Below are 24,055 nucleotides of genomic sequence, written 5' to 3'. Positions count from 1 at the left end.
ACGATTATGACCAAACTCATCTACAGTGTGTTGTTGTGCCACTTTATCGCTGCGTTTGCCGCGTTAGGTATGCCGCTATTTCTACCCGTCGTGTTGCCAACGTTAGGCGCAAGCATTGATGCGGACTGGGCAGGGGTATTGTTTATCCTACCTACGTTTTGTACTGCGTTGGCGGCGCGATTTTGGGGCAACTTTGCCGATCGCTACGGTCGCCGCCGCTCACTCTTGCGTGCGCAACTTGGCCTTGCAGCAGGGTTTGCGCTGTGCGGCTTGGCAGACAACCTCGCCATGTTTGTGTTTGGTCTTATTGTTCAAGGAACCTTTGGCGGCACCATGGCCGCCTCGAACAGCTACTTATCTAGTCAAATTAAAGAAGCCAAAACACTCGGCAAGTCACTCAATAAAACCCAACTATCTGCTCGCTTGGCGCTGATCGTTGCGCCCATTGGGCTCGGCTGGAGCTTGTCCGAAACCAACCCACTCAACGCGTACCTGTGGTTATGCGTTTTGCCTTTGATTGCGATGGGCATCACGCTAACACTGCCAGTGGATAAACCCGCCGAACGAAACTTCGAAAAGCCAAACTCAGAATCTCAGCAAGAACAACCGGTTGCACAGAAAAACGCAATGCATGCCATTCGTTGGATCTTCTTTGCTCAGTTCGGGTTTGCGTTTTCTATGGTGGTGACCTTTCCTTATTTCTCGCCGTTTGTGCAGCAATATGGCATCACTAACCACGCATGGATCGGTTTTTTGTACGCACTGCCGCATGGTGTCTATCTGTTGCTGGCAGGCAAAATCCACGTGTTGTCAGATGGGCTGAATCGCCATCAACCGCTGCGCACGTTGTGGCTTGGGTTTGCATTGCTTGCCGTGAGCTCTGCCTTGCATTTGATTGCATCCGAAACCGCACTCATTGCTGCGAGAATTATCTTCGGCATCGCGATGGTGTGTTGTTATCACGGATTGCATCAGCATCTTGCGAGCAATCTGGATCGCAAACTCAGTGGCAAAGTATTTTCTCGCTTTGATGCCATGTCCAAATGGGGGGGCGTGGCAGCGGGATTTTGCGCTTCTTTCATTTCTAGCTTGGGGCTACTTGAGGTTCCTTTCCTACTTTCTGCGATAGTCAGCGTAATCACCTTGATCGCGCTGGTTCTCCATTCAAAATTTGGAAATCAACATGTTACAAACTCAATCCTCTCAGACTAGCGAGTTGCGCGCGCATGATGTGCAGCTCAATCGTGAGAAGGCCCAACTCAACACGATAATGGGTGTTCTTAATTGTTACTTACGTGAATTTGCGCTACCGAATCAACAAGTGGAATGGCACTACCAATCGACATCGCTACCCCAAACGTTAAAACGCAACTATTCCGCCAAGCAGCGGGTAGCCGTTCATCTTTCTCAACAAAATGACGTGCTGGTTTTGCCGATTCACTACGCGAGCAAACTGGGCAAAATCAAATTGGCAGAACTGCCGTGGGCGAAAATGCCGGGATCTGGTTGGGCGAAATTGGATGCCACGCAAACTCTTACGCTTTTGCTTAACTATCTCAAGCAGGTGTTGGCGATCCCGTTCAACCATGAGCTGATCGAACAACTGGAAAATAGCGTGCTGGTTACCGAGCAGTTTCTCAACGTCGCGCCCAAATCGCATCACAACGAGTTTATCGCTTCGGAACAATCTCTGATTTGGGGGCATACTTTCCATCCGACCCCGAAAAGTCGTTCGGGCGTCACCATGGATGATCTCTTGGCGTTTTCTCCAGAAGTCGGCGCGCAAGTCCCGTTGTACTGGTTTGAAGTGGATACGTCCTTACTTGATGTGCTGAGTTCCGACGGAGAAGCTAACCCTGCGCAACGCATGCTACAACAGCTCGCGCCACAACACACCACCAGCAATGGGAAGACCCTCTACCCTTGCCATCCTTGGGAAAGCTACACCATTTTGAGCAACCCAAGCGTGAAGCGTGCCATTGAACAAGGCAAGATCACGCCACTGGGTTTAGGTGGTGAAAAGATGCAGCCGACCTCTTCAGTTCGTACCCTCTACCACCCAGATATGGATTGGTTTGCGAAATTCTCCATCAACGTACGATTAACCAATTGCGTGCGAAAAAACGCGTGGTACGAACTCGACAGCGCCGTGCAGCTCACGTCGATTCTCAAACCAATTCGAGAAAACGAACAGCTGCACAACCCCGTATTTAAAGTGATGACAGAGCCTTACGCCACCACATTGAATCTAGAAAGTGTCGCTGAGCGTAATTGGGATGACAACACCAAAGCGCGCGAATCGTTTGGGATTTTATACCGCGAAAATTTCTCGCTGAGCGAAGTCGACATCTTAAAACCAACCCTCGCTGGCGCTCTGTTTGCTTACGACAAAAACGGCAACAGTTGCATTGCTCAACGCCTTAAAAACAAAGCGCGTACTACGCAAAATCGCTATTCCGACATCGCGACACTGTGGTTTGAACGCTATTTGCATTGCCTAATTCCAGGTGTGTTTAACTACTACTTCAAACACGGGGTGGCGTTTGAGCCGCATTTGCAAAACACCTTGATTGGCTTTGAAAAAGAGATGCCGTGTTGTGTTTGGATTCGTGATTTGGAAGGCACCAAGTTACTGCCAGAGTTTTGGCCAGCAGAAACATTAACTGACTTGTCTGAACGCGCGCGACAATCGGTTTACTACAGTCGCGAACAAGGCTGGAATCGCATCGGATACTGCACCTTTATCAACAACATCAGCGAAGCGATTTTCTTCATCGCAGAAGGTGATGAGCCACTAGAGCAAACGCTGTGGAATGCGGTGCAAAGTGCCATTGTGCGTTGGCAGTCAGTGAATGGAAAACAGCCAGAACTAGAAGCATTGCTGAATGGCGGTCACTTCCCAAGCAAAAATAATTTCACCACGCGTTTGATGCAAAAAGCCGATAAGGAGTCGGGCTATACCCAAGTCGCCGCGCCTTGGCAGCAACACGAAAAAGGATCGCAACATGTCTAATTCACTCTCTCTACCGACACGCGTTTGCCAACAAGTTCACACGCTCGCACAGCAGCAAAGTCAACCCTTGTGCGCGTACGTGTATGACCTAAGCGCCTTAGAAGAACACATCAAACAACTGCGTCACGTTTTGCCGAGAAATGTCGAGCTATTTTACGCAGCCAAAGCCAATCCATCGGGCCCGATTCTTAAAACGCTCGCGCCGTATGTCGATGGTTTTGAAGCGGCATCTGGCGGGGAGTTGACACACCTCCACCAGCAACAACTCGATAAGCCATTGATCTTCGGTGGCCCAGGAAAAATGCCAAGTGAATTGCAACAAGCGATTGAGCTTGATGTTGATGCAATTCATGTCGAAAGCCTCACCGAGCTACAACGCATTGGAGCACTAACCGAGCGCCTCAACCGCCCTGCTTCGATCTTTTTGCGTATGAACATTAATATCGGCGACATCACGCTCAGCAAGTTGGCGATGGGCGGCAAGCCGACCCCTTTTGGTTTTGACGAGTCCGAGCTGAGCAATACTTTGATGTTGCTGCGCGATTTCCCGCAAGTGTCACTCAAAGGATTCCATTTTCACTTGATGTCGCATCAGCTCGATGTTGAACGTCACTTAGCGTTAATGCAGCGCTATTTCCAAGTCGTGAAAGCGTGGCAACAAGAGTTTGAACTCGGTGAGCTGATGATCAACTTGGGTGGAGGCATGGGGATTAACTACCAAAACCCTGAGCAACACTTTCCGTGGATGGAGTTTTGCGACAAGTTGGAATTCCTCATCGCCAAAGAGCAAGTGCAAGATTGGACACTGCGTTTTGAATGCGGACGGTTCATCACGGCGGCATGCGGTTATTACGTGATGGAAGTGCTCGATATTAAGCAAAATCTTGGCGAAAACTTTGTCATCGCACGCGGGGGAACTCACCACTTCCGCACGCCAGCAGCGCAGAGTCATGACCATCCATTCGTCATCCTGAAAAGCGAGCAACACCATGAGATTTCTCACCCAATTCAGCATGCACAAGCGACCTTTGTCGGCCAGCTTTGTACGCCCAAAGATGTGCTGGCACGCAATCAGCACGTCGCCCACGTCGATATTGGTGATTACGTTGTGTTTACCTTAGCGGGCGCCTATGCGTGGAACATTTCCCATCAAAACTTCTTGATGCATGAACCGCCGATCTTCCACTATTTCTAAACGGCATACTTCGCTTCATTCAAGCCCCAATCATTGGGGCTTTTTTATTCCACTCGGCACAAATTCATTGCCATTAACCGCTTTGCGAAATAGCAATAATGCGTTTTATCAGCTCGTCGGGTTCCATCTTGGGATTGCGGTAAAAACGGAAGATTTCCGAGTTTATCGCTTGCTGAGCAACCGGATTGACCGCCATCGAATCAATCATACTCGGCACAGCGAGGTTGTATTTAACGCCGTAGTGAAAGTCTTGATATGACTGGACCTGACACGGATTAAAATCGCTGATGTCGATATCGGTACGCACCGGAATCGAGCCTTTTACCTTATTGAACTTAGCTTGAAACTCGACATCTGCCAGCGCGCTTGCGGTTTGCTGAGCCGCCTCGGCAGAAAACGACTTGCTCGACATAAACACCAAGCTGTCCATGTTGTAGAGGAATACACCATCGCTGTCCGGCGTTGGGTAACAGCCGACCTCTTGCGGAACCGAGACTTGATTGGCGAGCAGCTCCCCCAAAATCCAATCTCCACCGATTTGAAACAGCGCTTGACCGTCGGCTAGCGCTTGGGTCGCCGTATCCCACTTACTGTCAGGTAATTGGTTGTCGATCAACAAACTCAGGCGGCGAAATTGCTTCAACGCTTGGCGCAGTGTATCGCTGTCGATGCTGTCTCGCTCAAGTTTAACCATCGCATTGGTGTAGAACTCAACGCCGCCAGTGGAGATCACTAAGTTCTCGAAAAGTTGGGCGACTTGCCACGGCTGCTCACCGACCGCGATCGGTACAATGCCATTTTGCTTCGCAAGCTCCATGGCAGCGAACATCTCTTGCCAGTTTTTCGGCGCTGATAGATTCAGTTGTTTAAGCAGTTTGTGGTTGACCCACAACCAGTTCAAACGGTGCAGCGTAAGTGGCAGGGCGATGTAGCCGTTTTGTGTTTTATTGATTTCGATAGACAGTGGGTAGAGCACCTCGTCCCAGCGCTGCTCATCGGCAACCGCGTTGACGTTGTGCAAAATACCGATGGCATCCCACGCTTTAATACTTGGCCCTTCGATTTGCGCGAAGCTCGGTGGATTGCCCGCCAGCGCGCGAGCTTGCAGTACCGTCATTGCGCTGTCGCCACCACCGCCTAGCACCGGGCTTTGCAGCAGCTCAATATCGTGCCGTTTTAGCTGAGCTTTGAGTGTTTGCAGCGCTTGCTGTTCGCCGTCAGAAGTCCACCAATGTAAAAACTCTACCCCTTGTGGCGACTCAGCGTGAGCGACGCAAGGGGCGAGCAACAGTGGGAACAAGAATGCCAGTTTGTTCATAGTCAGTCTCTCGGGAAAGTCAGCGTGGCGCAGAGGCCGCCAAACTGAGAATGGCTCAGCAACAAGTTGCCGCCATGAGCCTTTGCAATACTTTGTGAAATGGTTAACCCCAGCCCACTGCCTTCTTTATCGTTGCTAGCGCGAAAGTATGGCTGGCAGAGCTTTTCAAGTAATAAATCGTCAACACCGTCACCGTGATCTTCAATTTCAATCTGGATCGACTCTGGGCTTTCACTCAGCGTAATGTCCGCTTGATGGCCGTATTTGAGCGCGTTATCGACCAGATTCTGAATGCAGCGCTTAATCGCTAACGGTTTACCAGCAAAGTGGGTGCGGATTTCACCGTGGATGCGAATCGTGTCCGGCGCATCGGCGATATTGGAGGAAATGTGCTGAATCAGTTGGGTGAAATTGATCGGCTCGATTTCCTCGTGGATATCGGTCTCTTTAATGCATTGCAATGCGCCTTTGACCATCAAGTCTAGGTCGTTACTCAGGCGGATAAAGCGTTCTCGGTCGGCGTCGTCATCCAGCATTTCCGCTCGCAGTTTTAGGCAGGCAATCGGCGTTTTCAGATCGTGGGAGATGGCGCTGAACAACATTTCACGGTCTTTAATATGGCTGTCGATGCGTCGATTCATCTTGTTAAACGCACGTACCGCCGCTTTCAGTTCGTTACTGCCTCGCTCAGAGACTTCGGGCACGTCTAGTCGGCTCGACATCAGGGTTGCTGCTTTTGCCAGATCTCGAATTGGTTGAATTTCTTTGCGAACGATAAACCAGGTACACAGCAACAGCATTAGCGCGGACAGCAATAGCGTCAGCCATTGGCGCAGCTCAAAATAGTTAGTCTCTAGGTTGATGTAAGGCGCGGGTAGCACCGCCGCGAGATAAAACCATTCGTTCTGTGCGACTTCGACCTGCATCACCAGAATCGGCGGATTGAGGTCACCAAACGAAAGCGAATAATGCGCCCACAATAGTGGCAGTTCATCGATAGGTAGCTCGTTGTTGAACACTTTGAGTTTGTCGCGCTGGGTGAACTCCACCTCGATATTAGGAATGCCGCTCAGCTCGCTTTCTAATACCTCGCGAACTTGGTTGATGACCAACGTTTTGCGTTCGCTCTCAGGCAGCGGGTCGACGTTAATCTGGTGATTGTTGAGTGAGACGAAGAAGCGCGTGCCGCCCATATTGCGTAGTTGATTGAGCACCAAGTGGCGGTATTCCGAAGGGAGGGTTTGAAAGAAGGCGATGGTAGAAGAAGCACTCAGTGCTAAGCTTTTGACTGTGGTGGTCAGGCCTTCTTTATCGCGTTCGCTGGCGTGTTGATACCAGATAATTCCGGATAATACCTGCGCCAGAATGATCACCAGCAACAGGAATACACTGGTACGAACGACCAGTGATCCCGTCCAGCGTTTAATTCTCATAATGCACGTCCGTGGTCAGCATGTAGCCTTTGTTGCGCACCGTTAGGATCAGCGAGCGCTCTTTATCTTCAAGGTGATGACGCAAGCGGCTGATCTGCACATCAATGCCGCGTTCAAACGGGTCGGCATCGCGTCCCCAGATCTCGCGCGCAATGTCATCGCGAGACAATATTGATTGCGCGTGGTTGACGAACAAACCGAGCAGCGACAAATCCGCGCCACTCAGTTGCTTAACCTCGCGGCTAGCAACGTGGGTCAGTTGCCGGGTTACGGTGTCTAATAACCAATCGTCAAAACGCACTTTACGCGTCAGTTTGCTATTGGCGGTCGATTGGCTGCGTCTCAAAATCGTTTTGATGCGCGCGAGCAGTTCTCGCGGGCTGAATGATTTGGTGATGTAGTCATCGGCGCCCATTTCTAGCCCTGCGACTCGGTCGGCTTCTTCAGTGACGGCGGTCAGCATAATGATCGGGATATCGGAGTTTTTGCGCAGTTTTTGGCACAGGGTAAAGCCGTCTTCACCGGGCATCATAATATCGAGGATGATCAAATCAGGATGGTGCTCGTTGAGCAGTTGCCACATCACGCCGCCGTTTTCCGCGCAAAGCACTTCAAACCCAGCGCGACCAAGGTAATCCGACAACGCTTCGCGAAGGTCGAGGTTGTCATCGACGACCAGTATCTGCTTGTTTTCCATCCTACTTTCCCTGTGTCCGTCCCTGTGCCTGCCCCTGAGTTTGGCGCTGGCCAATATGATGCATTCTTAAACGCCCATGCACAATCGAGCCGATTGCAATTTTCACTTCTCGGTATAAGAGATTTGTAAGCGGCCACTTACAAACTGATTGCCTTTTGTAACCTTAGGCGCCGCCTTGCTCGCTATGATCATCCTGACCTTACGTGAAACAACATGACCTGAAGGAATCAGGTCCTACAACACTGGCATTCGTCAGGAGGAAACCATGTTTGCAAGTATATTTGGACAACTACAAAAAATAGGGCGGTCGTTGATGCTGCCTGTGGCGGTGTTACCAGTGGCTGGCTTGATGCTGGGTATTGGTAACGCGGGGTTTGCGTTTATTCCAGACGCGGTCAACAAAGTGATGCTCGCCGCCGGTGAGGGCGTGTTCGGCAACATGCAGTTGATGTTTGCGGTCGGTGTAGCGCTCGGGTTATCAAAAGGCAATGACGGTGCGGCTGCGCTCGCAGGCTTAGTTGGCCTAATTATTATGAACGCATCGCTCGGTATCGTGACTGGCTTGCGCGGCTTAGAAACTGACGCCACCATCATGGGCGTTGAGACGCTGCAAACCGGGGTGTTTGGCGGCATCTTTATCGGTGCGGTCGCGGCAATCATGTACAACCGCTTCTACAACATCAAACTGCCAGAGTACTTGGGCTTTTTCGCGGGTAAGCGATTTGTGCCCATTGTCACCGGTTTATCGGCGATCGTCGTTGGTGCGATTCTCGCGTTTGCATGGCCACCTGTCGGACAACTTCTTGATGCATTCTCTCATTGGGCAGCGTACCAAAACCCGGTACTCGCGTGGGCGGTTTACGGCGCGGGCGAACGTTCATTGCTCCCGGTTGGTTTGCACCACATCTGGAATGCGCCGTTCTTCTTTGAAGTCGGCAGCTATGTAGACCCAGAAACAGGCAAAGAATTTACCGGTGAGCTCACTCGCTTCTTCGCAGGCGATAAAACCGCAGGTTATCTGTCTGGTGGCTTTATGTACTCCATGTGGGCACTACCAGCAGCGGCATTGGCGATTTACCACTGCGCGTCTCCAGAGCGTAAGAAAATAGTCGGCGGTTTGATGATGTCTGCGGCGTTGACCTCTTGGTTAACTGGTATCACAGAGCCAATCGAATTTACCTTCCTATTCGTCGCGCCAGTGCTGTACGTAATCCATATTTTCCTAACTGGTATTGCGTTTGCGATCACCGCATTTTTGGAAATCAAACACAGTACTGACTTTGCGCACGGCGCGATCCAGTTCTTCCTTTACTACCCAATGTCGACCAACGCGTGGATGTTCATCATCATCGGTCCAATCTGGGCGACGCTGTACTACGGCTTGTTCCGATTCCTAATTGTGAAGTTGGATCTAAAAACGCCGGGTCGTGAAACCGACATTGCAGAAGTGAAGATTGCCGGACAGCCTGATGAAATCGCGGTAGATGTAGTGGCGGCATTGGGCGGTAAAGCCAATATCAAGTCAGTCGATGCGTGTATCACTCGTCTACGTGTCTCGGTAAAAGACATTGCCAACGTTGATGTTGCTAAGCTAAAAGCACTTGGCGCGCGAGATGTATTAGTGATTGGCGACAGTTTACAAGCGATTTTCGGTACGCAGTCTGACTCAATTAAGTCAGAGGTGCACAGCGTACTCGCCACCTCCTGATCTTACCTTCCCCAATCTAGGTAAGATTTGCCAACCTCCTTGTGAGGTTGGCTTTTTCGTTTTCGGAGTAAAAAAAGCGAAGCCAATAACCAGCCCTACTTCGCCGCCGCGTTGGTTAAATTGCCCAGCACGCCGCTGATTTTGTTCAATACCTCGTCACAGCCTTCAATATGATGGCGCTGCTTTAAATACATAGGATCGTTATAAGCTAACCACGTTTTGCCTTCTGCATCTTCATACACCAACACTTTTTGGGGTAAATCGAGCGCCACTTCCTGCGCACAGATCATCAGTGGCGTGCCCACTTTAGGGTTCCCAAACACGATAACTTCGGTTGGTCGCAACGTCATATCGACTTTCGTGGCATTCTCTTGATGGTTAATGCGCGCAAAGACGTTCAACCCTTTTTCTTGCGCGATAGCGACAAATTTATCCGCCGTATCTTTTGCTGAATGCGTGCTCGCAACGGTTACCATACCCTCCCCAGCCAATGCACTCAATGACGTCAACGCCACGACCAACCCGATGATTACTTTTTTCATTTGTCGTCCCTTCCTCTCTCTGAGTCGAAAACTAGATATAGAAAAACCAAGTGTAGGAAAACTATAGAAGTCAGATTCCGCTATCGCGAATTGCACCCTACCCACTCAAGAGTCGACCGTGTAACACGGATTAATTGATTCAGATTAATAAAGCATTAACTAGCCGAGCATCAAAAGCGTGAAATACGTAACATTTGCAGCCTATTTTAGTAAGAAAGAGAAAAGTAGTGACACGCGATCAATTTGAGTTATTAGCACCTGGTGGTGATTTAGATTCCATCAAAGCCGCCATTGCCGCTGGCGCCGATGCAATTTACTGTGGACTCGACCGCTTCAATGCTCGTAACCGAGCGACCAACCTCACCTTAGATAACTTAAATGGCGTGTTAACGTTAGCCCATCAGCACAGCTGTAAGATTTTCCTAACGTTGAATGTGCTGATTTTAGAAAGTGAAATTCCAGCGATTGTTCGCTTACTCAGCCAACTGAACACCACCAAAATCGATGGCGTGATCGTGCAAGATCTCGGTCTGGCCTACATTCTCAAACATCACTTTCCCGATTTGGATGTGCACGCTTCAACGCAACTAAACACGCATAACGAAGGCCAGATCCTCTTTCTCAACCAGCTCACCGCAAGCCGAGTAAACTTATCTCGCGAACTTAACATCGATGAAATAAAACATCTGGCGCAATTTGGTCGCGAGCACAACGTAATGATGGAAGTGTTTGTCCACGGCTCATACTGCATCGGATTCTCCGGAATTTGCTATATCAGTTCCGCTCGCAATGGTGCATCAGGTAACCGTGGACGCTGCAGCCAACCTTGTCGCGAACAGTACGAAACGACCAAAACGGGCAACAACTACCCACTCAATATGAAAGACAACTCCGCCTTTGGGGACTTGGAAGCGCTTGCCGATGCCGGCGTGTATTCATTAAAAGTGGAAGGGCGAATCAAGAAATCGCACTACGTCTATACCGTGGTCGACAATTGGCGCCAGCAAATCGATCGCTTGTGCGAGGGTTTGGAACTCTCTGAAGACACCACAGAGTTATACACGGTGTTCAACCGTGATTTCTCCAACGCATTTTTGCAAGGTGATTTCGGCAAGGCGATGTACATCGACAACCCGCGCGACCATGCTGTAAAGCATTTTTCGAAGGTTTACCAATGCCAGTCTGCTGATGATGTACAAGCGGTGAAAAAGAAACTCTACGATGACAAAACCGCGATCATTGAGAAAGTGGCAGAGCAAACTAAGTCGTTCGATGTCACTTCAACACAAGTATCCGGCAGCAGCTTGAAAGGGTCGATTGATGTGCCAACTCTGCCAGCGTTACCTCAACCAGAACCTCGCCAAGGTGCGCCAAAATTATCGGTTCTGATCTCGTCAGCACAAGAAGCCATGCTGTGCGAATACCACGACGTTGATGTTTACTATCAATTGCCAATGGGATTGTCTGGCGAACTGAGCGCGATGATTGAGTTATTCCAAGCCAATCCAATGCTCAAACCATGGCTCCCGGCCATTTTGATTGGCGAAGACTACCACGCCGCGCGCGTATTTTTGGAAACCATCCAACCTGAGTTGTTGATCACCAACAACTCAGGCGTCGGCATGATCGCAAAAGAGCTCGGCTTAGGCTGGGTGGCAGGCCCACAAATGAACACGGTGAACTCATACGCGTTTAAATGCCTTCAAGACGAGTTCGCGGCAAGTGGCGCGTTTGTTTCTAACGAGCTGAATATGAAGCAGATGCGCCATATCAAGCGTCCGAAAAACATGCGCAGCTTCTACAGCATTTATAATCCAAATACCCTACTCACGAGCCGCCAATGTTTGTTCCAACAAACCGAAGGATGCCGTAAGGTGAAGGTCAACAAAGGTTGTTTGAAACGCTGTGATAAACGCACGTCTATCATCAACTTAAAATACAATCCTTACGTGGTGCAAAAACAGAAAGGCAGCCACAATTCGATCTACAGCGAACACAACGTCTTAAACCTGCAAGTGCTGCACGATCTGCCTCAATTATTTACCGATGTGTTGATCGATCTGCGTGATATCCAGACCGAAACGAAAGTCTCAGCGAGCAAACCTGAGTTGATTGACGCGTTCTTAGCTCTACTTGAAGAACACAGCGAACAAACCGTCCAAACGCTGAATGCCATGATTCAACCAACAGCCAACGCGCAGTATTTAAAGGGGTTGTAGAATTTTTCTAACGAGGCAAACAAAACAATAAATTATCCTACACTCTACTAGAGGGAAGCGTAACGCTTTGTAAGTCAGATGGTTGGCTGAAGAACATAGTTCATCAATAGAAGAACTTCCTGGCCATTTGAGATAATTTATTTGAGTACGCCATGAAAATATCTAAAGGTATCGAAGAGCAGGGGATCCCTGTCGGAAACTATTACGACAAATACAATACTCAGAACCCCATCGCCAGAAAAATGATGAGCAATTTCGATCATCATTTATCGCAACTGGTTGATATGGTCACACCAAAGTCGATACACGAAATCGGCTGCGGAGAAGGAGTCTGGGCACTTAAATGGCATCAACAAGGGATCCGTGTGAAAGGGAGTGACTTCTCCCAACAAGTGATTCAACTAGCAAGAGACAATGCCCAAGCACACAACTTGGAAGACATTTTGTTTGAACAAAAAAGTGTGTATGACGTTGCTAGAAACACTGATTCTGCTGACCTTGTTGTTTGTTGTGAGGTCTTGGAACACCTAGAGCATCCCGAGCAAGCACTAGCAACATTGCAAGATCTCGATACTGACTATTACATTTTTAGTGTGCCAAGAGAGCCGTTGTGGTGTGCGTTAAACATGGCAAGAGGTAAATATTTAAACAGTTGGGGCAATACTCCCGGACATATCCAACACTGGTCCAAGAATACCTTTCTGACTTTGCTCAATCAACACTTTGAGATTCTCGAAGTACGCTCTCCCATTCCTTGGACCATGGTTTTATGCCAGCGTGTGAATCATGAAACATAATAAGAGTAAATTCATATTAAGTTGGGTTGGGCGAATCATTACTATTTTTTCCATCGCCTTTGTATTAATCAAGCTCTCTACATACTCGCAGCAACTGAATATTCAGGATATTCCCTCTTACTCCTATCTGGTATTTATTTTTTGCATAGGCCTCTACGCCTTTGGCAATTATGTTCTTTCTATGGCGTGGCGACTTTTAGTCGCGAACAGTGAATATACTTTGTCTGCATCAACTGCTATTTGGGTGTTTGGCGGATCTCAAATTGCTAAGTATCTACCTGGAAACATTTTCCAATTCGCTAGCCGACAAGTAATTGGCGTACAACACGGAATTAAGAATAATGTATTACTGAAATCGACCTTATGGGAAATAGGGTTGATGGGTATTGCGGCTGGTTCGTTTGGCGTCTTTCTGCTGAATGAGTACTTCCCTAGTTTAATGGGGTACGAGATGACTTTATTCGCTGGATTTATCGTGATCACCGGATCAATATTAAGCTTGATAGCCAGTCGCAATTACCTAAAAGCTTGTGGGCTTTATCTCTGCTTTTTTTTGGTATCGGGCGGCATTTTCTCACTCATATTTTTTACGCTAAACGACAATCTAACTCCAACTTTAGAGACATTTTTACATACATCTTGTTACTTCATCATCGCATGGTTAATAGGGTTTGCCACCCCAGGTTCTCCTGCAGGGTTGGGTGTCCGAGAGGCTGTTTTAATCACACTTCTAGATTCGCCGAGTATTGAAGATACACTCTTAGTTGCAGTCCTTGTTTCCAGAATCGTCACGGTTCTAGGGGATATGTTGTTCTTCGCTATCTCGAGTTTATTTAGGCCTAAGCAAGCCGTATCAAATAACTCACTTCTTTAAAGTATCGAGGTAACTCGCTATTACTCTCCAGATCGTTTTCGCTTGGTTTCAAACTGATAAGTGGGCAACTTTTCCTGATGCTCCAGCTTTTCTTCCAATACCTCAATTCGGTGCAATACTTTTTCGGTCAGCTTTCGATTGAACCCTATTAGATCGGCCACCAACCCCATCAATAAAGTGATGAAACCCAAGATAAGTAGCGTTGACCCCAAGACCAATGACTGAATATGGCCATCTCCTGCTCCATTTAAAAAGAAATACAGGAATCGCATAATGGGAATCACACCACAAATCATCGCCACCGAGCCAATAAACAAAAACACTTGCAGAGGTCGATACATGGTATAAACCCTGACCAAGGTAGAGAGCGACATTTTTAGAAACTGCGGAATGCTCTTAAACAGACGGGACTCTCGCGTTTTTTCATTAGTTCGGATTGGCACCGAAACCACACCAATCCTTTTTGCACTTGCTTGAATCAACATTTCTATTGTGTAGCTAAAATCCGATACGATATTAAGTTGTTGTGCCGCACTTCTCGATATTGCGCGAAAACCACTCACAGCATCTTTAACATCCAATCCCGTCGCTTTGGCAATAATAAAGCTCCCCGACACTTGTAAACATCGTTTAAATACAGAGAAATGTGTATTGCTATACCCTCCTCGGTCACCAACAACAATTTCTGCTTTGTGCTCGATAATAGGCTTAACCAAGTGCGGAATATCGGCCCCATTATATTGATTATCGCCATCGGTGTTCACAATGATATCAGCATGAAGACGAAGGCACTCCTCAATCCCTCTTCGAAATGAGTAAGCAAGCCCCTTATTGCCCTGGTTAGTAATAATGTGCTCAACACCACACTTGCGTGCGACTTCTGAAGTACCATCCGTAGAACCATCATCGATGATTAGAATCTCTATCTTAGCGATACCATCAACGCGCTTTGGTATTGAGCGAATAACATCAGCAATATTGTCCGCTTCGTTAAAGCACGGAATTTGAACAATTAACTTCATGCTTGCTCCTCATGTTCTGAATCAACATTACTGTGCGTATTAGAAGCCGGTAAATAACCTCTGCTTCTCTTCAAGATTGCGAGGTCGGTACAGGTTATCTCCCCAACGCAGAACGACTTTACCTGGCTCTTTCGACACTAATTCATAGCCCCCCCGCGCCAAGTACCGTGCTTGACCTGCCAACCAAACCTTGCCATTAATCAGAAGACTATTGCTAGCTTCAAGCGTATATACGCCCTCGATGTTGACCTTAACTTCCCGACTAAGAGAGTTGGGCGTCAGTTCAAACGTCTTTCCTGCAACATACAGATGCGACCAATGATGAATGTAGTTCTGCCTTAACGCTTGAATATCTTGCCTTAATAGCCCTTTATCGGTTTTGTCAGGGCCAAACACATCTAAATAGTGCGAATTAACCAGTACAAAAGCCGGATTGTCTTGCTCTATTGCATTGCGAATAACGGGGATGTTTCTCGCAATATAATCTTCGTAACCCCACGTACTCATGAAAAAACCTTGTTTTGAAAAAGTCGGAACCATGGAGCATCGATCAATATAAGCAACAGGCTGAGGAAAGATTTTATGTATTTCATCAAGAAACTGACGCTGGTAGGCCAAGTTGCTTTTTATCGGTAAAACAAAACCATTCACCACAATGGATACCGCAAACAAGCAGGGAACAATAAAATTAAAAAATTGTGCAACTCTTGCGTTAGTGAAATTCTGGATACCAACCCAAGCCACAGCAAACAAAGCACTCACTGGAGCAAGCATAAAAGAGTAATAGTATGGGAAAGCGTTGCGATAAAAGAGCAAAGTGAAGAGTAATAAACTTAGGCACAAAAACTTAATCGATGACTCACGGCTTAATAGCTTTTGCGAAAAACACGCATAAACAGCAGTACCAATACCAATGAAAAGAGCTAACCAATACCATGAGTTCGTCGAAACTGAATGAACAAAGTAAAACAATCGAGGAAAAAGCTCGCGCTGGTTTAGTGTCTTATCCGCAGCACCGAACATCGTTCCTGCATCACCAACCGAACTCGCTCCATGTATAGAGAAGTAATGCCAACTGTATAGCATCGCAAAGGCAACCAGTATTGCGACTCCATACATGAGAACTTGCCTAAAATAACGCTTACGATTTCGCGACCAATAAAGCGAGGTTAAAACTATGCCTATAAAAGTCGGGATATACAGAGCGGTCTTTAAAGTGACGAGCAAGGCGACAGCCGTAAGGACACCAGCAAGAATGGATACACGCCAAGAAAATGTTGTACTAAACACATAATACAGCGCCGCCATGATCATACATGTCGCGATAGGATCAGTACGAAAACTGGCCCCCATACGAACATTATACACAAAAGAAAAATAGGCAAGCACCGCAAAAAGTGCCGCCGATTTGCTGCAGTACAATCGACATAACTTGTATAGATAAAATCCCGTGAGTAATTGAAAGAAGACCATAACGACTCTCGCCACAATGATCTGGTCAACATCGTTATCTGATACACCACTCAGCCAAGTAAAGAAGTGAATGTGAAAGGTTTGGAAACTATTAATCACCTCGCCGTTAATAAACCGATGCACAAAAGATAGGTAATAAAACTCGTCCCAATTTACTTCGTAATTAAACGCAACAAAAAACCGAGCGATTACAGCCACTACGATTAGAATACAAAGAAAAATAGAAGTGCTAGAGGTAGTATCTCTATCCGATAAATGACGTTTATTAACCTGTTCAACAGTCTTCATTCACCCTTCCTTGTTAATCGTTTCTCGACTAGTGGCATGCTCTGAGACATTAAGTTGTATGAATAAGGTTAGAACTGCCAGTAATGAGTATAGTCATGATTCAAAACCAAATAAGGGGTGGCAGGAGAAGTTTCGAGAGCAAAACACCGTTGAGCAACGAGACCGTGTTTTTATTCCACACTTTGAAAGCGGGAAACTTTGCATTATTTCAAAAGGCTTTAGTATTAAGTCTCTCAACATATCTTGAACACTCACTGTGCACTGACTACAATGGCGCACTTTTTACGGAATTTAGGTCACAAACATGACAGATACAGCTAAACCAGCTCTACCAGATCGCCTAGCAGGTAACCCACGTAGCCCATTCTTCATCAAAGAATGCTTCGAGCACCAAATCGGTATTCGTATCAACGGCCAAGAGCGTACTGACGTAGAAGAATACTGCATCAGCGAAGGTTGGGTAAAAATTGCTTCTCCTAAAGCAAAAGACCGTTTCGGTAACCCAATGCTAATCAAACTTAAAGGCGAAGTTGAAGCGTACTACGTGTAAGCTAACCACGCTGAATTTCTTTGAAAGCTCGAGTCTGACTCGGGCTTTTTTAATGCCTGTCATATCCCCTTCTCGTTTAATCTATTCCCTCTTCTTTTCAGTACAAAGGAGGGTCTGTTTATCTTTCGAGATTAAGTTTTGTTCGAGATAAAATCGTTTTAGGCGAGGCAAGGAGTGTGTAGCCTAGCATTCTAAGTAAATACTCCTTAACAAAGCATAGAACGATTTTAACCGAACCCTTTGGGCAGCGTTTGTTGGTCATTTCTCCTGCGTTATCAGCTTTTTCATGTAGGCTAACTACACATCAAAGCTTCTGCCTTGCACAAACACCCAACAATTCGCTGCAAAAATCAGCTCGAAAGGTCAACAGACCCTAAACTCGATGTGAATCGCTGTTTTTATCTGATTGTTGTCTAAAGTTTCTAGAGAACTAACTGCAATAGCCATTGCCAAAAGAAACGACACCTTTTGAATACAGGGAGAGGAAATGGAAAGCCCACTTGTCACACTCAAACACGCCAGCAAAAGCTTTGTCGATGGCAAAGAGACACATCGCGTGTTGGAAGGCGTCGACTTTACGTTGAACACAGGAGCGAGTGTTGCGCTGACGGGCGCAAGTGGCAGCGGCAAAAGTACCTTACTCAATGTCATCGCTGGCTTTGAGCCACTTTCCGAAGGTGAGTTGTGGTTAGATGGTGATAACACGGCGGCTTGGAAAGACCCACAATGGAGCCGATTTCGACACCAAAAACTCGGTGTTATCTTCCAGCAATTCAACTTGTTAACGCCGCTCAACGTGCAGCAAAACATCGCCTTCTCTCTGCATTTGAATCAGCAGAAATGGAATGACTGGTGCAATTATTTGGTCGAGACTCTAGGCATTAGCCAACTTCTCGACAGACATGTTTCTGCCCTTTCCGGCGGTCAACAGCAACGAGTCGCTATTGCGCGCGCATTAGCACACAAACCTAAACTGCTACTTGCTGATGAACCCACAGGTAACCTTGACCAAAAAGCGGGGTTAGAAGTGATGAAACTACTCAGTGAAATCACCACCCAAGGCAATACGGCAGTGCTGTTAGTCACCCACAGTCCTGACTGCGCGGAGTTTATGAAAACACGGCTGCGATTGGATAATAGTCAGCTACAGAACAGTCATCAAGTAAACAAACATGAGCTTCGCCATGAAGCAAGCTAAGCTATCAACCACCAGATTCACTCATACTCGACTCGCCCTGAATCTGTTTGCAACGCACTATCGGCAGGCACCACTGCAAGCCACCGCAATTCTGATCGGTATCGTGTTGGCTGTGACCTTGTTTGTTGCGGTGCAAGCCATCAACCTCAATGCCAAGCGCAGTTATGCGGAGTCTACCGAGCAGCTTAGCGCACAAGCTCAGAACGTAATTATTCCACCAGCAGGGCAAAACTATCTGCCCGAATCGCTCTACTTCACCCTTAGACAAAACGGGCTCAGTGCAGCGCTACCTGTAATCGAAGGGCGAGTGAGAGACGAACAAGGGCGTCGCTGGTCAGTACAAGGCAGCGAGTTGATTGCCGCCATCTCTTCACGTTCGCGCTATTCTTCAGAAAACCAACAAAACGTATCTTTGTTCGATAGTGCGTTACCTTTACCTGAGCTTTTAGCTGGCAAGCCAATCGTGATGATGAGTCAATCTCAACATCAAAACTTAGGAGAAGTAGAAACCCTAACTCTGGACGACATTCCAACCCAAGTGGTGGTGCTACCCGACGAATGGCAGTTAGGTAGCCGAATGTTGATGGACATTGGTTTTGCCCAGCAACTGCTCAATAAACAAGGACAGCTCAGTTACATTGCGGTTTTCCATTCGGGTGTTAAAGGGAATAAAGACACGCAAGCAAATTGGCAGAAGCTGATTGGCGATCAAGGGCAATGGATTTCCAACAATCAAAGCACAGACCTTGGCTCGCTGACCGACAGCTTTCACCTCAATCTCACAGCAATGAGCTTACTTGCCTTTTTAGTCGGGCTGTTCATTGCCTACAACGGCGTAAAATACAGTTTGCTGAAACGCAATCGTCTGTTAGTACAAATCCAACAGGCGGGTGTCGCGCCGAGCATTGTGTTCTCTGCGCTGTTAGTTGAACTCACTATTCTCGTTACCATCGGCGCTTCCCTCGGTTTTGTATTGGGCATGCAGCTTAGCCACTGGTTACATCCGACCGTGGCACTAACGCTTGAACAACTTTATGGCGCGACACTGTTACCCGGCACTTGGCAGTGGCAATGGTGGGCGCAAGCATTGCTGCTCACGTTAGCCGCAACCCTATTGGCGTGTTGGCAGCACTTTAAACAGCGAGTGCGCCAGCCGCTCTCCTCTCATGGTGGATTTTATCAAGCACCTGAAGCTTCTAACGAAAACCAATTGTTCGTGATAGGTGCTGCGTTGACGACTCTCGCACTCGCAGGGTTATGGCTGAGTGAGCATCACCGCTTCACCATGGCGTGGCTTGGCATGCTTGTGGTGTCGATTCCTTTGTATCTACCCAAAACACTCAGCGTATTAGCCAATTGGTGTGAAAAGCGCACCAGTTCTGGTTTGATGCAGTATCTGTTTGCAGAGCTGCGCGAGCTGATTTCTCCGCTTTCTCTCGCCATGATGGCACTGCTACTCGCCGTTACAGCCAATATGGGCATGAATACGCTAGTTGGCAGCTTTGAATCCACCCTAAAACAGTGGTTAGAACAAAGGCTACACGCCGACATTTACGTTAGCCCTGCTCAAGGGGAAATCGCAGATGTGGAGCGCGCGTTAGGGCAGTTCGACAAGGTTGAGACCGTCTACAAGCAATACTACGTCGACGATAACCTGCAAGGCTTACCGATTTTGCTTGGCACCAAAGACAAAGACACCTTAGAACAAACCATGGTGTTCAAATCGCAGTTGGAAAACTTCTGGCCACACTTTTACCAAGGTGAGTTAGTCGCTATCAGCGAGCCAACCGCGGTCAAACTGGGCTTATCACTGGGTAGCGAGCTCACGCTTGATGCCGTTCCAAATAAGAACCTGCTTGTGGGTGCGGTATTCCACGATTACGGCTCACCCAATGGTGAAGTTTTATTGGCACCCAAATTATGGCAAGAGAGTGGCTTTACCGACCTGCCGACTAGCCTTGGCATTAAAGTCTCAGGTGAACCACAAATCGTCTACGAGCAACTGCGTGAGCAATTGAATCTGCATCCAAGTCAGCTCTACGATCAGGCGCAAATCAAATCCATCGCGTTGGATATTTTCTCGCAGACCTTCGCCATTACGCGCGCGCTCAACGGCGTGACGTTGATGGTCGCGGTGATAGGTTTGTTCAGTGCTTGTTTCATGTTGCTCGACGCGCGCAAAGCCGCTATTGCAAGGCTGTATGCACTTGGCGTCAGCCGTCGTAAATTAATGACCATGGTAGTCGGACAGATCGTCGCTTTAGTCAGTTTTACTCTGGTTATCGCCCTGCCCCTCGGAGCCATGGTGGGTTATGTGCTGACAGACATCGTCACCTTGCGCGCTTTTGGTTGGAGCCTAAATTATCTGTGGAATTGGAGTGATGCCCTCAGCATTGCGGCGATCACCATCTTGGTGGCAGTGATTGCAACCTTGATTCCGCTGTGGCGATTGGTCAGTAAGCCTGTCGTGTCCAGTTTGCAAAGCGAGGTGTTGTGATGGTTCGATTAGCAAGCAAACTTACTACTCTACTCATAAGCAGCTTATTCCTGTTCGGTTGTGAAGATACGCAGCAACAAAATATGGGCACGTTGCTGGGAAGCGGAGATACGCAAAGCGAGAACAACCTATTCACACCCGTAGAAAAAGGGGTTGAACTCACCTTTCCTACCGATCATCAAGCACACCCAAACTTTCGTCATGAATGGTGGTACTTAACCGCTAACTTAATTGATGAAGACGGCAATCCACTTGGCGTTCAATGGACACAATTTCGCTTTGCTGCTGCGCCGCCACCACCACCGCCAAGGGGCGAAGATGACGTGAAGAAAACCGAATGGCAAACTCAGCAAATCTACATGGCGCACAGCGCGGTCACTACAACGGATAAACACTACGCCGATGAAAAATGGTCACGTGACCAAGCCTCTCTAGCAGGTGTTGATGCTTCACCATTTCGGGTTTATCTCGATGATTGGCAGTGGACCTCTTCAAGCAACGACCTCTTCCCTGCCACATTGAAGGCGAACTCGGAACAGTTTGGCTATTCGCTGACGCTTACCAGCAGCGCGCCTTATCAAAAGCAAGGCGAGCAAGGTTACAGCACCAAAAGCGCCGATGGTCAAGTGGCTTCGTATTACTACAGCCAACCGTTTATTGATGTGTCCGGTGAAGTCACCATCGACGGCGAAACCTATCAAGTGTCGGGCAAAGGCTGGATAGACCGAGAGTGGAGCTCGCAATTCTTACTCGACTCACAACAAGGCTGGGACTGGTTTGCCCTAAGATTGAGTGACGACACCAGCTTGGTGGTGTTCCAGTTGCGGGATTCCAAAACCGGTCAAGCCAGTTACTCCAGCGCAAGGCTGATGCAGCAAGATGGGGCTGGCATCGCTATCCCACAGAAAGACATTCAGTTAGAGGCGACCAAGCAAACAGAAATCCAAGGTCGCAATTATCCAACCCAGTGGCGAGTGTCGATTCCGAACCAGCAAATTGAGCTTACGGTTTCTGCACTCAACCCGAACGCAAAAATGCCCCTTTCTGTGCCTTATTGGGAAGGCCCGGTGCGTATTGATGGCTCTCATTCTGGGACGGGTTACATGGAGCTAACAGGGTATTGAAATATTGCGCGGGAGCCCCAATTATTCTGCTAGAACAAATACTGGCAACCAAGTCATACACTGATTGAAAGGAAATATGATGAACCCAATTATCGCCTTGCTGAAAGAGAACAACATCAGCGATGAACAGATCAACGAAATCTTCCAGACTCTGACGCAAAACCCGCTCGCAGCAATGGCAACCATCAGCCAACTAGGTTTGCCACAAGACAAGCTACAAATGCTGATGGCGCAAGTGATGCAAAACCCTGCGCTAATCAAAGAAGCCGTAGACGAGTTGGGATTGGATTTCTCAAAGGTTGAAGAAGCAAAAGAGAAGCTTCAAAGCCAAAACCAAGGCAACTAAGTCTTAGCCATTTAGCGCTGAATATAGAAAAGGCCGTTAACCCGAGCATGTGGGTTAACGGCCTTTTTTGTTCGCTACTTTTTGTCAGCTAATTATTAGCGATTTAAAGACGCGAATTGTTCTGCGGTCATACCGTAGTAAAGCTTGTCGTCAAAGCCTTGCTCTAGTTTGTAGTAGTCTTTCTGACGGCCTTCTTGAGTAAAACCGTTTTTCTCTAACGTCTTGTAAGAGCCAGCATTAAAAGCGTAGCAATCCGCACTGACTTTATGGGCGTTTAGCTCAGTAAATCCAATCTCGGTCATCATTTGGCAAGCGCGAGTCGCAACGCCTTTACCCCATGCACAAGTTGGTAATTGATAACCTACTTCGTAGTTGCCAGTTAAGAACATCACTGCGGTCACTGCACACATTCCCATGTACTGGCCTTGTTGGTCACGAATCACGAACGTTGGGCTATCTGGCCAAACACTGTCTTTAATCGCTTGTGCCGTATTTTCAATAATAGGGCCAAAGAAACCCTCATATAGGCTGTTGTCAGCAGGTGCGAAGAACAGATACTGATTGACCTTATCATCGTTCAACATCTCGATAATATCTTGTAGATCAGAGCCTTGAATCAGTTGGATAGTCAACGATTCGTTAAATGGGATGGCTTCGCCTTGTTTTAGTTTTTGATATGACATGTGTTACCTCGTTATCTGCTGAAAATAGTAGCTCAGCGGATAAGAGAAAAATTGGATTTTTGCGACAACTTTCGGGCTGATTAGCAATGAATTACGACTCAAAGTCGCCATAGATATCGATGGTTAAGTCGCGCTTTTTCAAGTATTTGCTCGGCGTTTTTCTTAGCTGCTGTTTGAGGGTACGAATCAAATGCGATTGGTCACTGAAACCAAATTGCTGTGAGAAGCTCGCCCAATCAATCGCTTCTTGTTGCTTGTAGAGAGTCAAAATCATCTGCTCCAGACGTGCCATTTGTTGATACTGCTTAACGCTCAACCCCACCACTTGCTTGAAACTGCGCTCAAGCGTTCTTCGAGAACAGGCGCACTGTTTGGCCACCTCATCAATATCCATCGCTAGCTCAAGTGAGCGTAATGCTTGAGCGTCCATCACGGACACCGCTTTTTGTGACGCCAAAAACGGTTTGGTACGGCAAGGGGCGATATCTAACGCATCTAAATGTTGTTTGATGTAGTTCAGCAAACATTGCGGTGAATCTTGCAACTCTAGCTGCCATAACCCTTGTTGAAAGCGCACATCAAACGCCGTGTTGAGCCAATCAAACCATTCGCATTGGTTAATTGCAGCTACTTGGGGTGCATCACTAAACCGTGATTCAATGGCATACAAACCCTCTGGGCGAAAGGTGATGCCGATACGCTTGATAGGAGCTGTATCTTCCAACAACAGCAAGTGTTCGTTAGCCGTTAATAAGTGGCAGCCTTTGCCAGCAAGCGTTGTGTCTCCCGTGTCGTAGCTGTAGCCTTGCTCTGATGGCGTAAAGAGTAAATGAGCACGCGGGTTTGGAATAAGGTGCGGCTTGGGGTCAATGACTTCACCCTCTGGCACTTCCAAGTACCAAATTTGATGAATGAGCCATTCGTACTCTGACAGAGACTGTTTCCAAGCTATCATGATTGTCCTAGTGGTTAGTAAAGATAATGAGCGCAACGTATTTGCCTAAACACCTGCTCGTTGAGTGTGACTGATTGACGCTCATCTCGCCACGCATTTCTCACCCTGATCCCTTGCAAGCTT

The 24,055-nt window shown here is 47.7% G+C and carries 20 protein-coding genes; 12 read left to right on the top strand and 8 right to left on the bottom strand.

The window, feature by feature from the left end; all coding sequences use genetic code 11:
* Positions 1-6 precede the first annotated feature (6 nt).
* From R7R78_RS11775 to R7R78_RS11765, 3 genes are read left to right on the top strand one after another with little or no spacing between them, the layout of a single operon-like run.
* Entirely contained in the window at positions 7-1,212 is a 1,206-nt protein-coding gene (locus R7R78_RS11775) for an MFS transporter (protein WP_213970157.1), read from the top strand.
* Positions 1,184-3,013 (top strand): IucA/IucC family protein, encoded by a 1,830-nt coding sequence (locus R7R78_RS11770; protein WP_225473625.1) that lies wholly within the window; start codon positions 1,184-1,186, stop codon positions 3,011-3,013. The genes R7R78_RS11775 and R7R78_RS11770 overlap by 29 nt, the downstream gene beginning before the upstream one ends.
* Positions 3,006-4,208, top strand: a complete 1,203-nt coding sequence (locus tag R7R78_RS11765; RefSeq protein ID WP_225473623.1) for a type III PLP-dependent enzyme — start codon at positions 3,006-3,008, stop codon at positions 4,206-4,208. The genes R7R78_RS11770 and R7R78_RS11765 overlap by 8 nt, the downstream gene beginning before the upstream one ends.
* Before the next feature lie 73 nt (positions 4,209-4,281).
* Here the strand turns inward: R7R78_RS11765 and R7R78_RS11760 are convergent, their stop codons facing one another.
* Genes R7R78_RS11760 through R7R78_RS11750 form a run of 3 tightly spaced genes read right to left on the bottom strand, consistent with a single transcriptional unit; the run spans position 4,282 to position 7,656 of the window.
* Complete coding sequence (locus R7R78_RS11760) at positions 4,282-5,526, bottom strand: ABC transporter substrate-binding protein (protein ID WP_225473622.1); 1,245 nt, start codon at positions 5,524-5,526, stop codon at positions 4,282-4,284.
* A gap of 2 nt (positions 5,527-5,528) precedes the next feature.
* On the bottom strand, positions 5,529-6,959 hold the full coding sequence (locus R7R78_RS11755; RefSeq protein WP_140148489.1) for an ATP-binding protein: 1,431 nt from the start codon (positions 6,957-6,959) through the stop codon (positions 5,529-5,531).
* Entirely contained in the window at positions 6,949-7,656 is a 708-nt protein-coding gene (locus tag R7R78_RS11750) for a response regulator (RefSeq protein WP_225473619.1), read from the bottom strand. Before R7R78_RS11750 ends, R7R78_RS11755 begins: the two co-directional genes overlap by 11 nt.
* 265 nt (positions 7,657-7,921) lie before the next feature.
* On the opposite strand from R7R78_RS11750, the gene ptsG reads away from it, so the two are divergent.
* Positions 7,922-9,364: a glucose-specific PTS transporter subunit IIBC gene (ptsG, locus tag R7R78_RS11745; RefSeq protein WP_025500127.1), complete on the top strand. Its 1,443-nt coding sequence runs from the start codon at positions 7,922-7,924 to the stop codon at positions 9,362-9,364.
* Positions 9,365-9,459: 95 nt separating this feature from the next.
* On the opposite strand, the gene R7R78_RS11740 is transcribed toward ptsG, so the two are convergent.
* A complete protein-coding gene (locus R7R78_RS11740; RefSeq protein WP_225473618.1) occupies positions 9,460-9,906 on the bottom strand; it encodes a DUF302 domain-containing protein in 447 nt (148 codons plus the stop codon).
* A gap of 227 nt (positions 9,907-10,133) precedes the next feature.
* Here R7R78_RS11740 and R7R78_RS11735 point away from each other — a divergent pair, with 227 nt between their 5' ends.
* The 3 genes from R7R78_RS11735 (at position 10,134) to R7R78_RS11725 (ending at position 13,796) form a co-directional block, all read left to right on the top strand.
* A complete protein-coding gene (locus tag R7R78_RS11735; RefSeq protein ID WP_225473615.1) occupies positions 10,134-12,125 on the top strand; it encodes a U32 family peptidase in 1,992 nt (663 codons plus the stop codon).
* 152 nt (positions 12,126-12,277) lie between these two features.
* Positions 12,278-12,922: a class I SAM-dependent methyltransferase gene (locus R7R78_RS11730; RefSeq protein ID WP_225473613.1), complete on the top strand. Its 645-nt coding sequence runs from the start codon at positions 12,278-12,280 to the stop codon at positions 12,920-12,922.
* Positions 12,912-13,796, top strand: coding sequence for a hypothetical protein (locus R7R78_RS11725; RefSeq protein WP_225473611.1), 885 nt, complete (start codon positions 12,912-12,914; stop codon positions 13,794-13,796). Before R7R78_RS11730 ends, R7R78_RS11725 begins: the two co-directional genes overlap by 11 nt.
* Before the next feature lie 20 nt (positions 13,797-13,816).
* Here R7R78_RS11725 and R7R78_RS11720 read toward each other — a convergent pair whose 3' ends face one another.
* Both R7R78_RS11720 and R7R78_RS11715 read right to left on the bottom strand, forming a co-directional pair.
* Positions 13,817-14,818, bottom strand: coding sequence for a glycosyltransferase family 2 protein (locus tag R7R78_RS11720; protein WP_005395558.1), 1,002 nt, complete (start codon positions 14,816-14,818; stop codon positions 13,817-13,819).
* A gap of 39 nt (positions 14,819-14,857) precedes the next feature.
* Entirely contained in the window at positions 14,858-16,579 is a 1,722-nt protein-coding gene (locus R7R78_RS11715; RefSeq protein WP_225473609.1) for an ArnT family glycosyltransferase, read from the bottom strand.
* 304 nt (positions 16,580-16,883) lie between these two features.
* Here R7R78_RS11715 and R7R78_RS11710 point away from each other — a divergent pair, with 304 nt between their 5' ends.
* From R7R78_RS11710 to R7R78_RS11690, 5 genes are all read left to right on the top strand, one after another.
* The gene (locus R7R78_RS11710) at positions 16,884-17,129 is read left to right on the top strand and encodes a DUF3297 family protein (RefSeq protein ID WP_005374689.1); all 246 of its coding nucleotides are present in this window, start codon (positions 16,884-16,886) and stop codon (positions 17,127-17,129) included.
* A 487-nt stretch (positions 17,130-17,616) separates the two neighbouring features.
* On the top strand, positions 17,617-18,327 hold the full coding sequence (locus R7R78_RS11705; RefSeq protein ID WP_225473606.1) for an ABC transporter ATP-binding protein: 711 nt from the start codon (positions 17,617-17,619) through the stop codon (positions 18,325-18,327).
* Entirely contained in the window at positions 18,314-20,824 is a 2,511-nt protein-coding gene (locus R7R78_RS11700; protein ID WP_005383501.1) for an ABC transporter permease, read from the top strand. The genes R7R78_RS11705 and R7R78_RS11700 overlap by 14 nt, the downstream gene beginning before the upstream one ends.
* A complete protein-coding gene (locus R7R78_RS11695) occupies positions 20,824-21,948 on the top strand; it encodes a lipocalin-like domain-containing protein (protein ID WP_213899051.1) in 1,125 nt (374 codons plus the stop codon). The genes R7R78_RS11700 and R7R78_RS11695 overlap by 1 nt, the downstream gene beginning before the upstream one ends.
* A 79-nt stretch (positions 21,949-22,027) precedes the next feature.
* Positions 22,028-22,294: a DUF2999 family protein gene (locus R7R78_RS11690; protein ID WP_004746427.1), complete on the top strand. Its 267-nt coding sequence runs from the start codon at positions 22,028-22,030 to the stop codon at positions 22,292-22,294.
* Positions 22,295-22,389: 95 nt separating this feature from the next.
* Here R7R78_RS11690 and R7R78_RS11685 read toward each other — a convergent pair whose 3' ends face one another.
* Together R7R78_RS11685 and R7R78_RS11680 are read right to left on the bottom strand one after the other, a co-directional pair.
* Entirely contained in the window at positions 22,390-22,977 is a 588-nt protein-coding gene (locus tag R7R78_RS11685) for a GNAT family N-acetyltransferase (RefSeq protein ID WP_053303944.1), read from the bottom strand.
* Positions 22,978-23,068: 91 nt separating this feature from the next.
* On the bottom strand, positions 23,069-23,932 hold the full coding sequence (locus tag R7R78_RS11680) for a helix-turn-helix domain-containing protein (protein WP_225473605.1): 864 nt from the start codon (positions 23,930-23,932) through the stop codon (positions 23,069-23,071).
* Positions 23,933-24,055 lie beyond the last annotated feature (123 nt).

The sequence above is a fragment of the Vibrio sp. 2134-1 genome, from assembly GCF_033339495.1.
Note: the sequence above shows the minus strand (reverse complement) of the source record. Positions and strands in the feature narration are given on the sequence as shown.

Excerpts from the sequence above, each read along its gene's own strand:
- R7R78_RS11760 (WP_225473622.1), bottom strand. The coding sequence starts at position 5,526 with ATGAACAAACTGGCATTCTTGTTCCCACTGTTGCTCGCCCCTTGCGTC.
- R7R78_RS11690 (WP_004746427.1), top strand. The coding sequence starts at position 22,028 with ATGAACCCAATTATCGCCTTGCTGAAAGAGAACAACATCAGCGATGAA.
- R7R78_RS11720 (WP_005395558.1), bottom strand. The coding sequence starts at position 14,818 with ATGAAGTTAATTGTTCAAATTCCGTGCTTTAACGAAGCGGACAATATT.
- R7R78_RS11775 (WP_213970157.1), top strand. The coding sequence starts at position 7 with ATGACCAAACTCATCTACAGTGTGTTGTTGTGCCACTTTATCGCTGCG.
- R7R78_RS11695 (WP_213899051.1), top strand. The coding sequence starts at position 20,824 with ATGGTTCGATTAGCAAGCAAACTTACTACTCTACTCATAAGCAGCTTA.
- R7R78_RS11740 (WP_225473618.1), bottom strand. The coding sequence starts at position 9,906 with ATGAAAAAAGTAATCATCGGGTTGGTCGTGGCGTTGACGTCATTGAGT.
- R7R78_RS11705 (WP_225473606.1), top strand. The coding sequence starts at position 17,617 with ATGGAAAGCCCACTTGTCACACTCAAACACGCCAGCAAAAGCTTTGTC.
- R7R78_RS11710 (WP_005374689.1), top strand. The coding sequence starts at position 16,884 with ATGACAGATACAGCTAAACCAGCTCTACCAGATCGCCTAGCAGGTAAC.
- R7R78_RS11755 (WP_140148489.1), bottom strand. The coding sequence starts at position 6,959 with ATGAGAATTAAACGCTGGACGGGATCACTGGTCGTTCGTACCAGTGTA.
- R7R78_RS11765 (WP_225473623.1), top strand. The coding sequence starts at position 3,006 with ATGTCTAATTCACTCTCTCTACCGACACGCGTTTGCCAACAAGTTCAC.
- R7R78_RS11750 (WP_225473619.1), bottom strand. The coding sequence starts at position 7,656 with ATGGAAAACAAGCAGATACTGGTCGTCGATGACAACCTCGACCTTCGC.
- ptsG (WP_025500127.1), top strand. The coding sequence starts at position 7,922 with ATGTTTGCAAGTATATTTGGACAACTACAAAAAATAGGGCGGTCGTTG.
- R7R78_RS11725 (WP_225473611.1), top strand. The coding sequence starts at position 12,912 with ATGAAACATAATAAGAGTAAATTCATATTAAGTTGGGTTGGGCGAATC.
- R7R78_RS11715 (WP_225473609.1), bottom strand. The coding sequence starts at position 16,579 with ATGAAGACTGTTGAACAGGTTAATAAACGTCATTTATCGGATAGAGAT.
- R7R78_RS11730 (WP_225473613.1), top strand. The coding sequence starts at position 12,278 with ATGAAAATATCTAAAGGTATCGAAGAGCAGGGGATCCCTGTCGGAAAC.
- R7R78_RS11700 (WP_005383501.1), top strand. The coding sequence starts at position 18,314 with ATGAAGCAAGCTAAGCTATCAACCACCAGATTCACTCATACTCGACTC.
- R7R78_RS11680 (WP_225473605.1), bottom strand. The coding sequence starts at position 23,932 with ATGATAGCTTGGAAACAGTCTCTGTCAGAGTACGAATGGCTCATTCAT.
- R7R78_RS11685 (WP_053303944.1), bottom strand. The coding sequence starts at position 22,977 with ATGTCATATCAAAAACTAAAACAAGGCGAAGCCATCCCATTTAACGAA.
- R7R78_RS11770 (WP_225473625.1), top strand. The coding sequence starts at position 1,184 with ATGTTACAAACTCAATCCTCTCAGACTAGCGAGTTGCGCGCGCATGAT.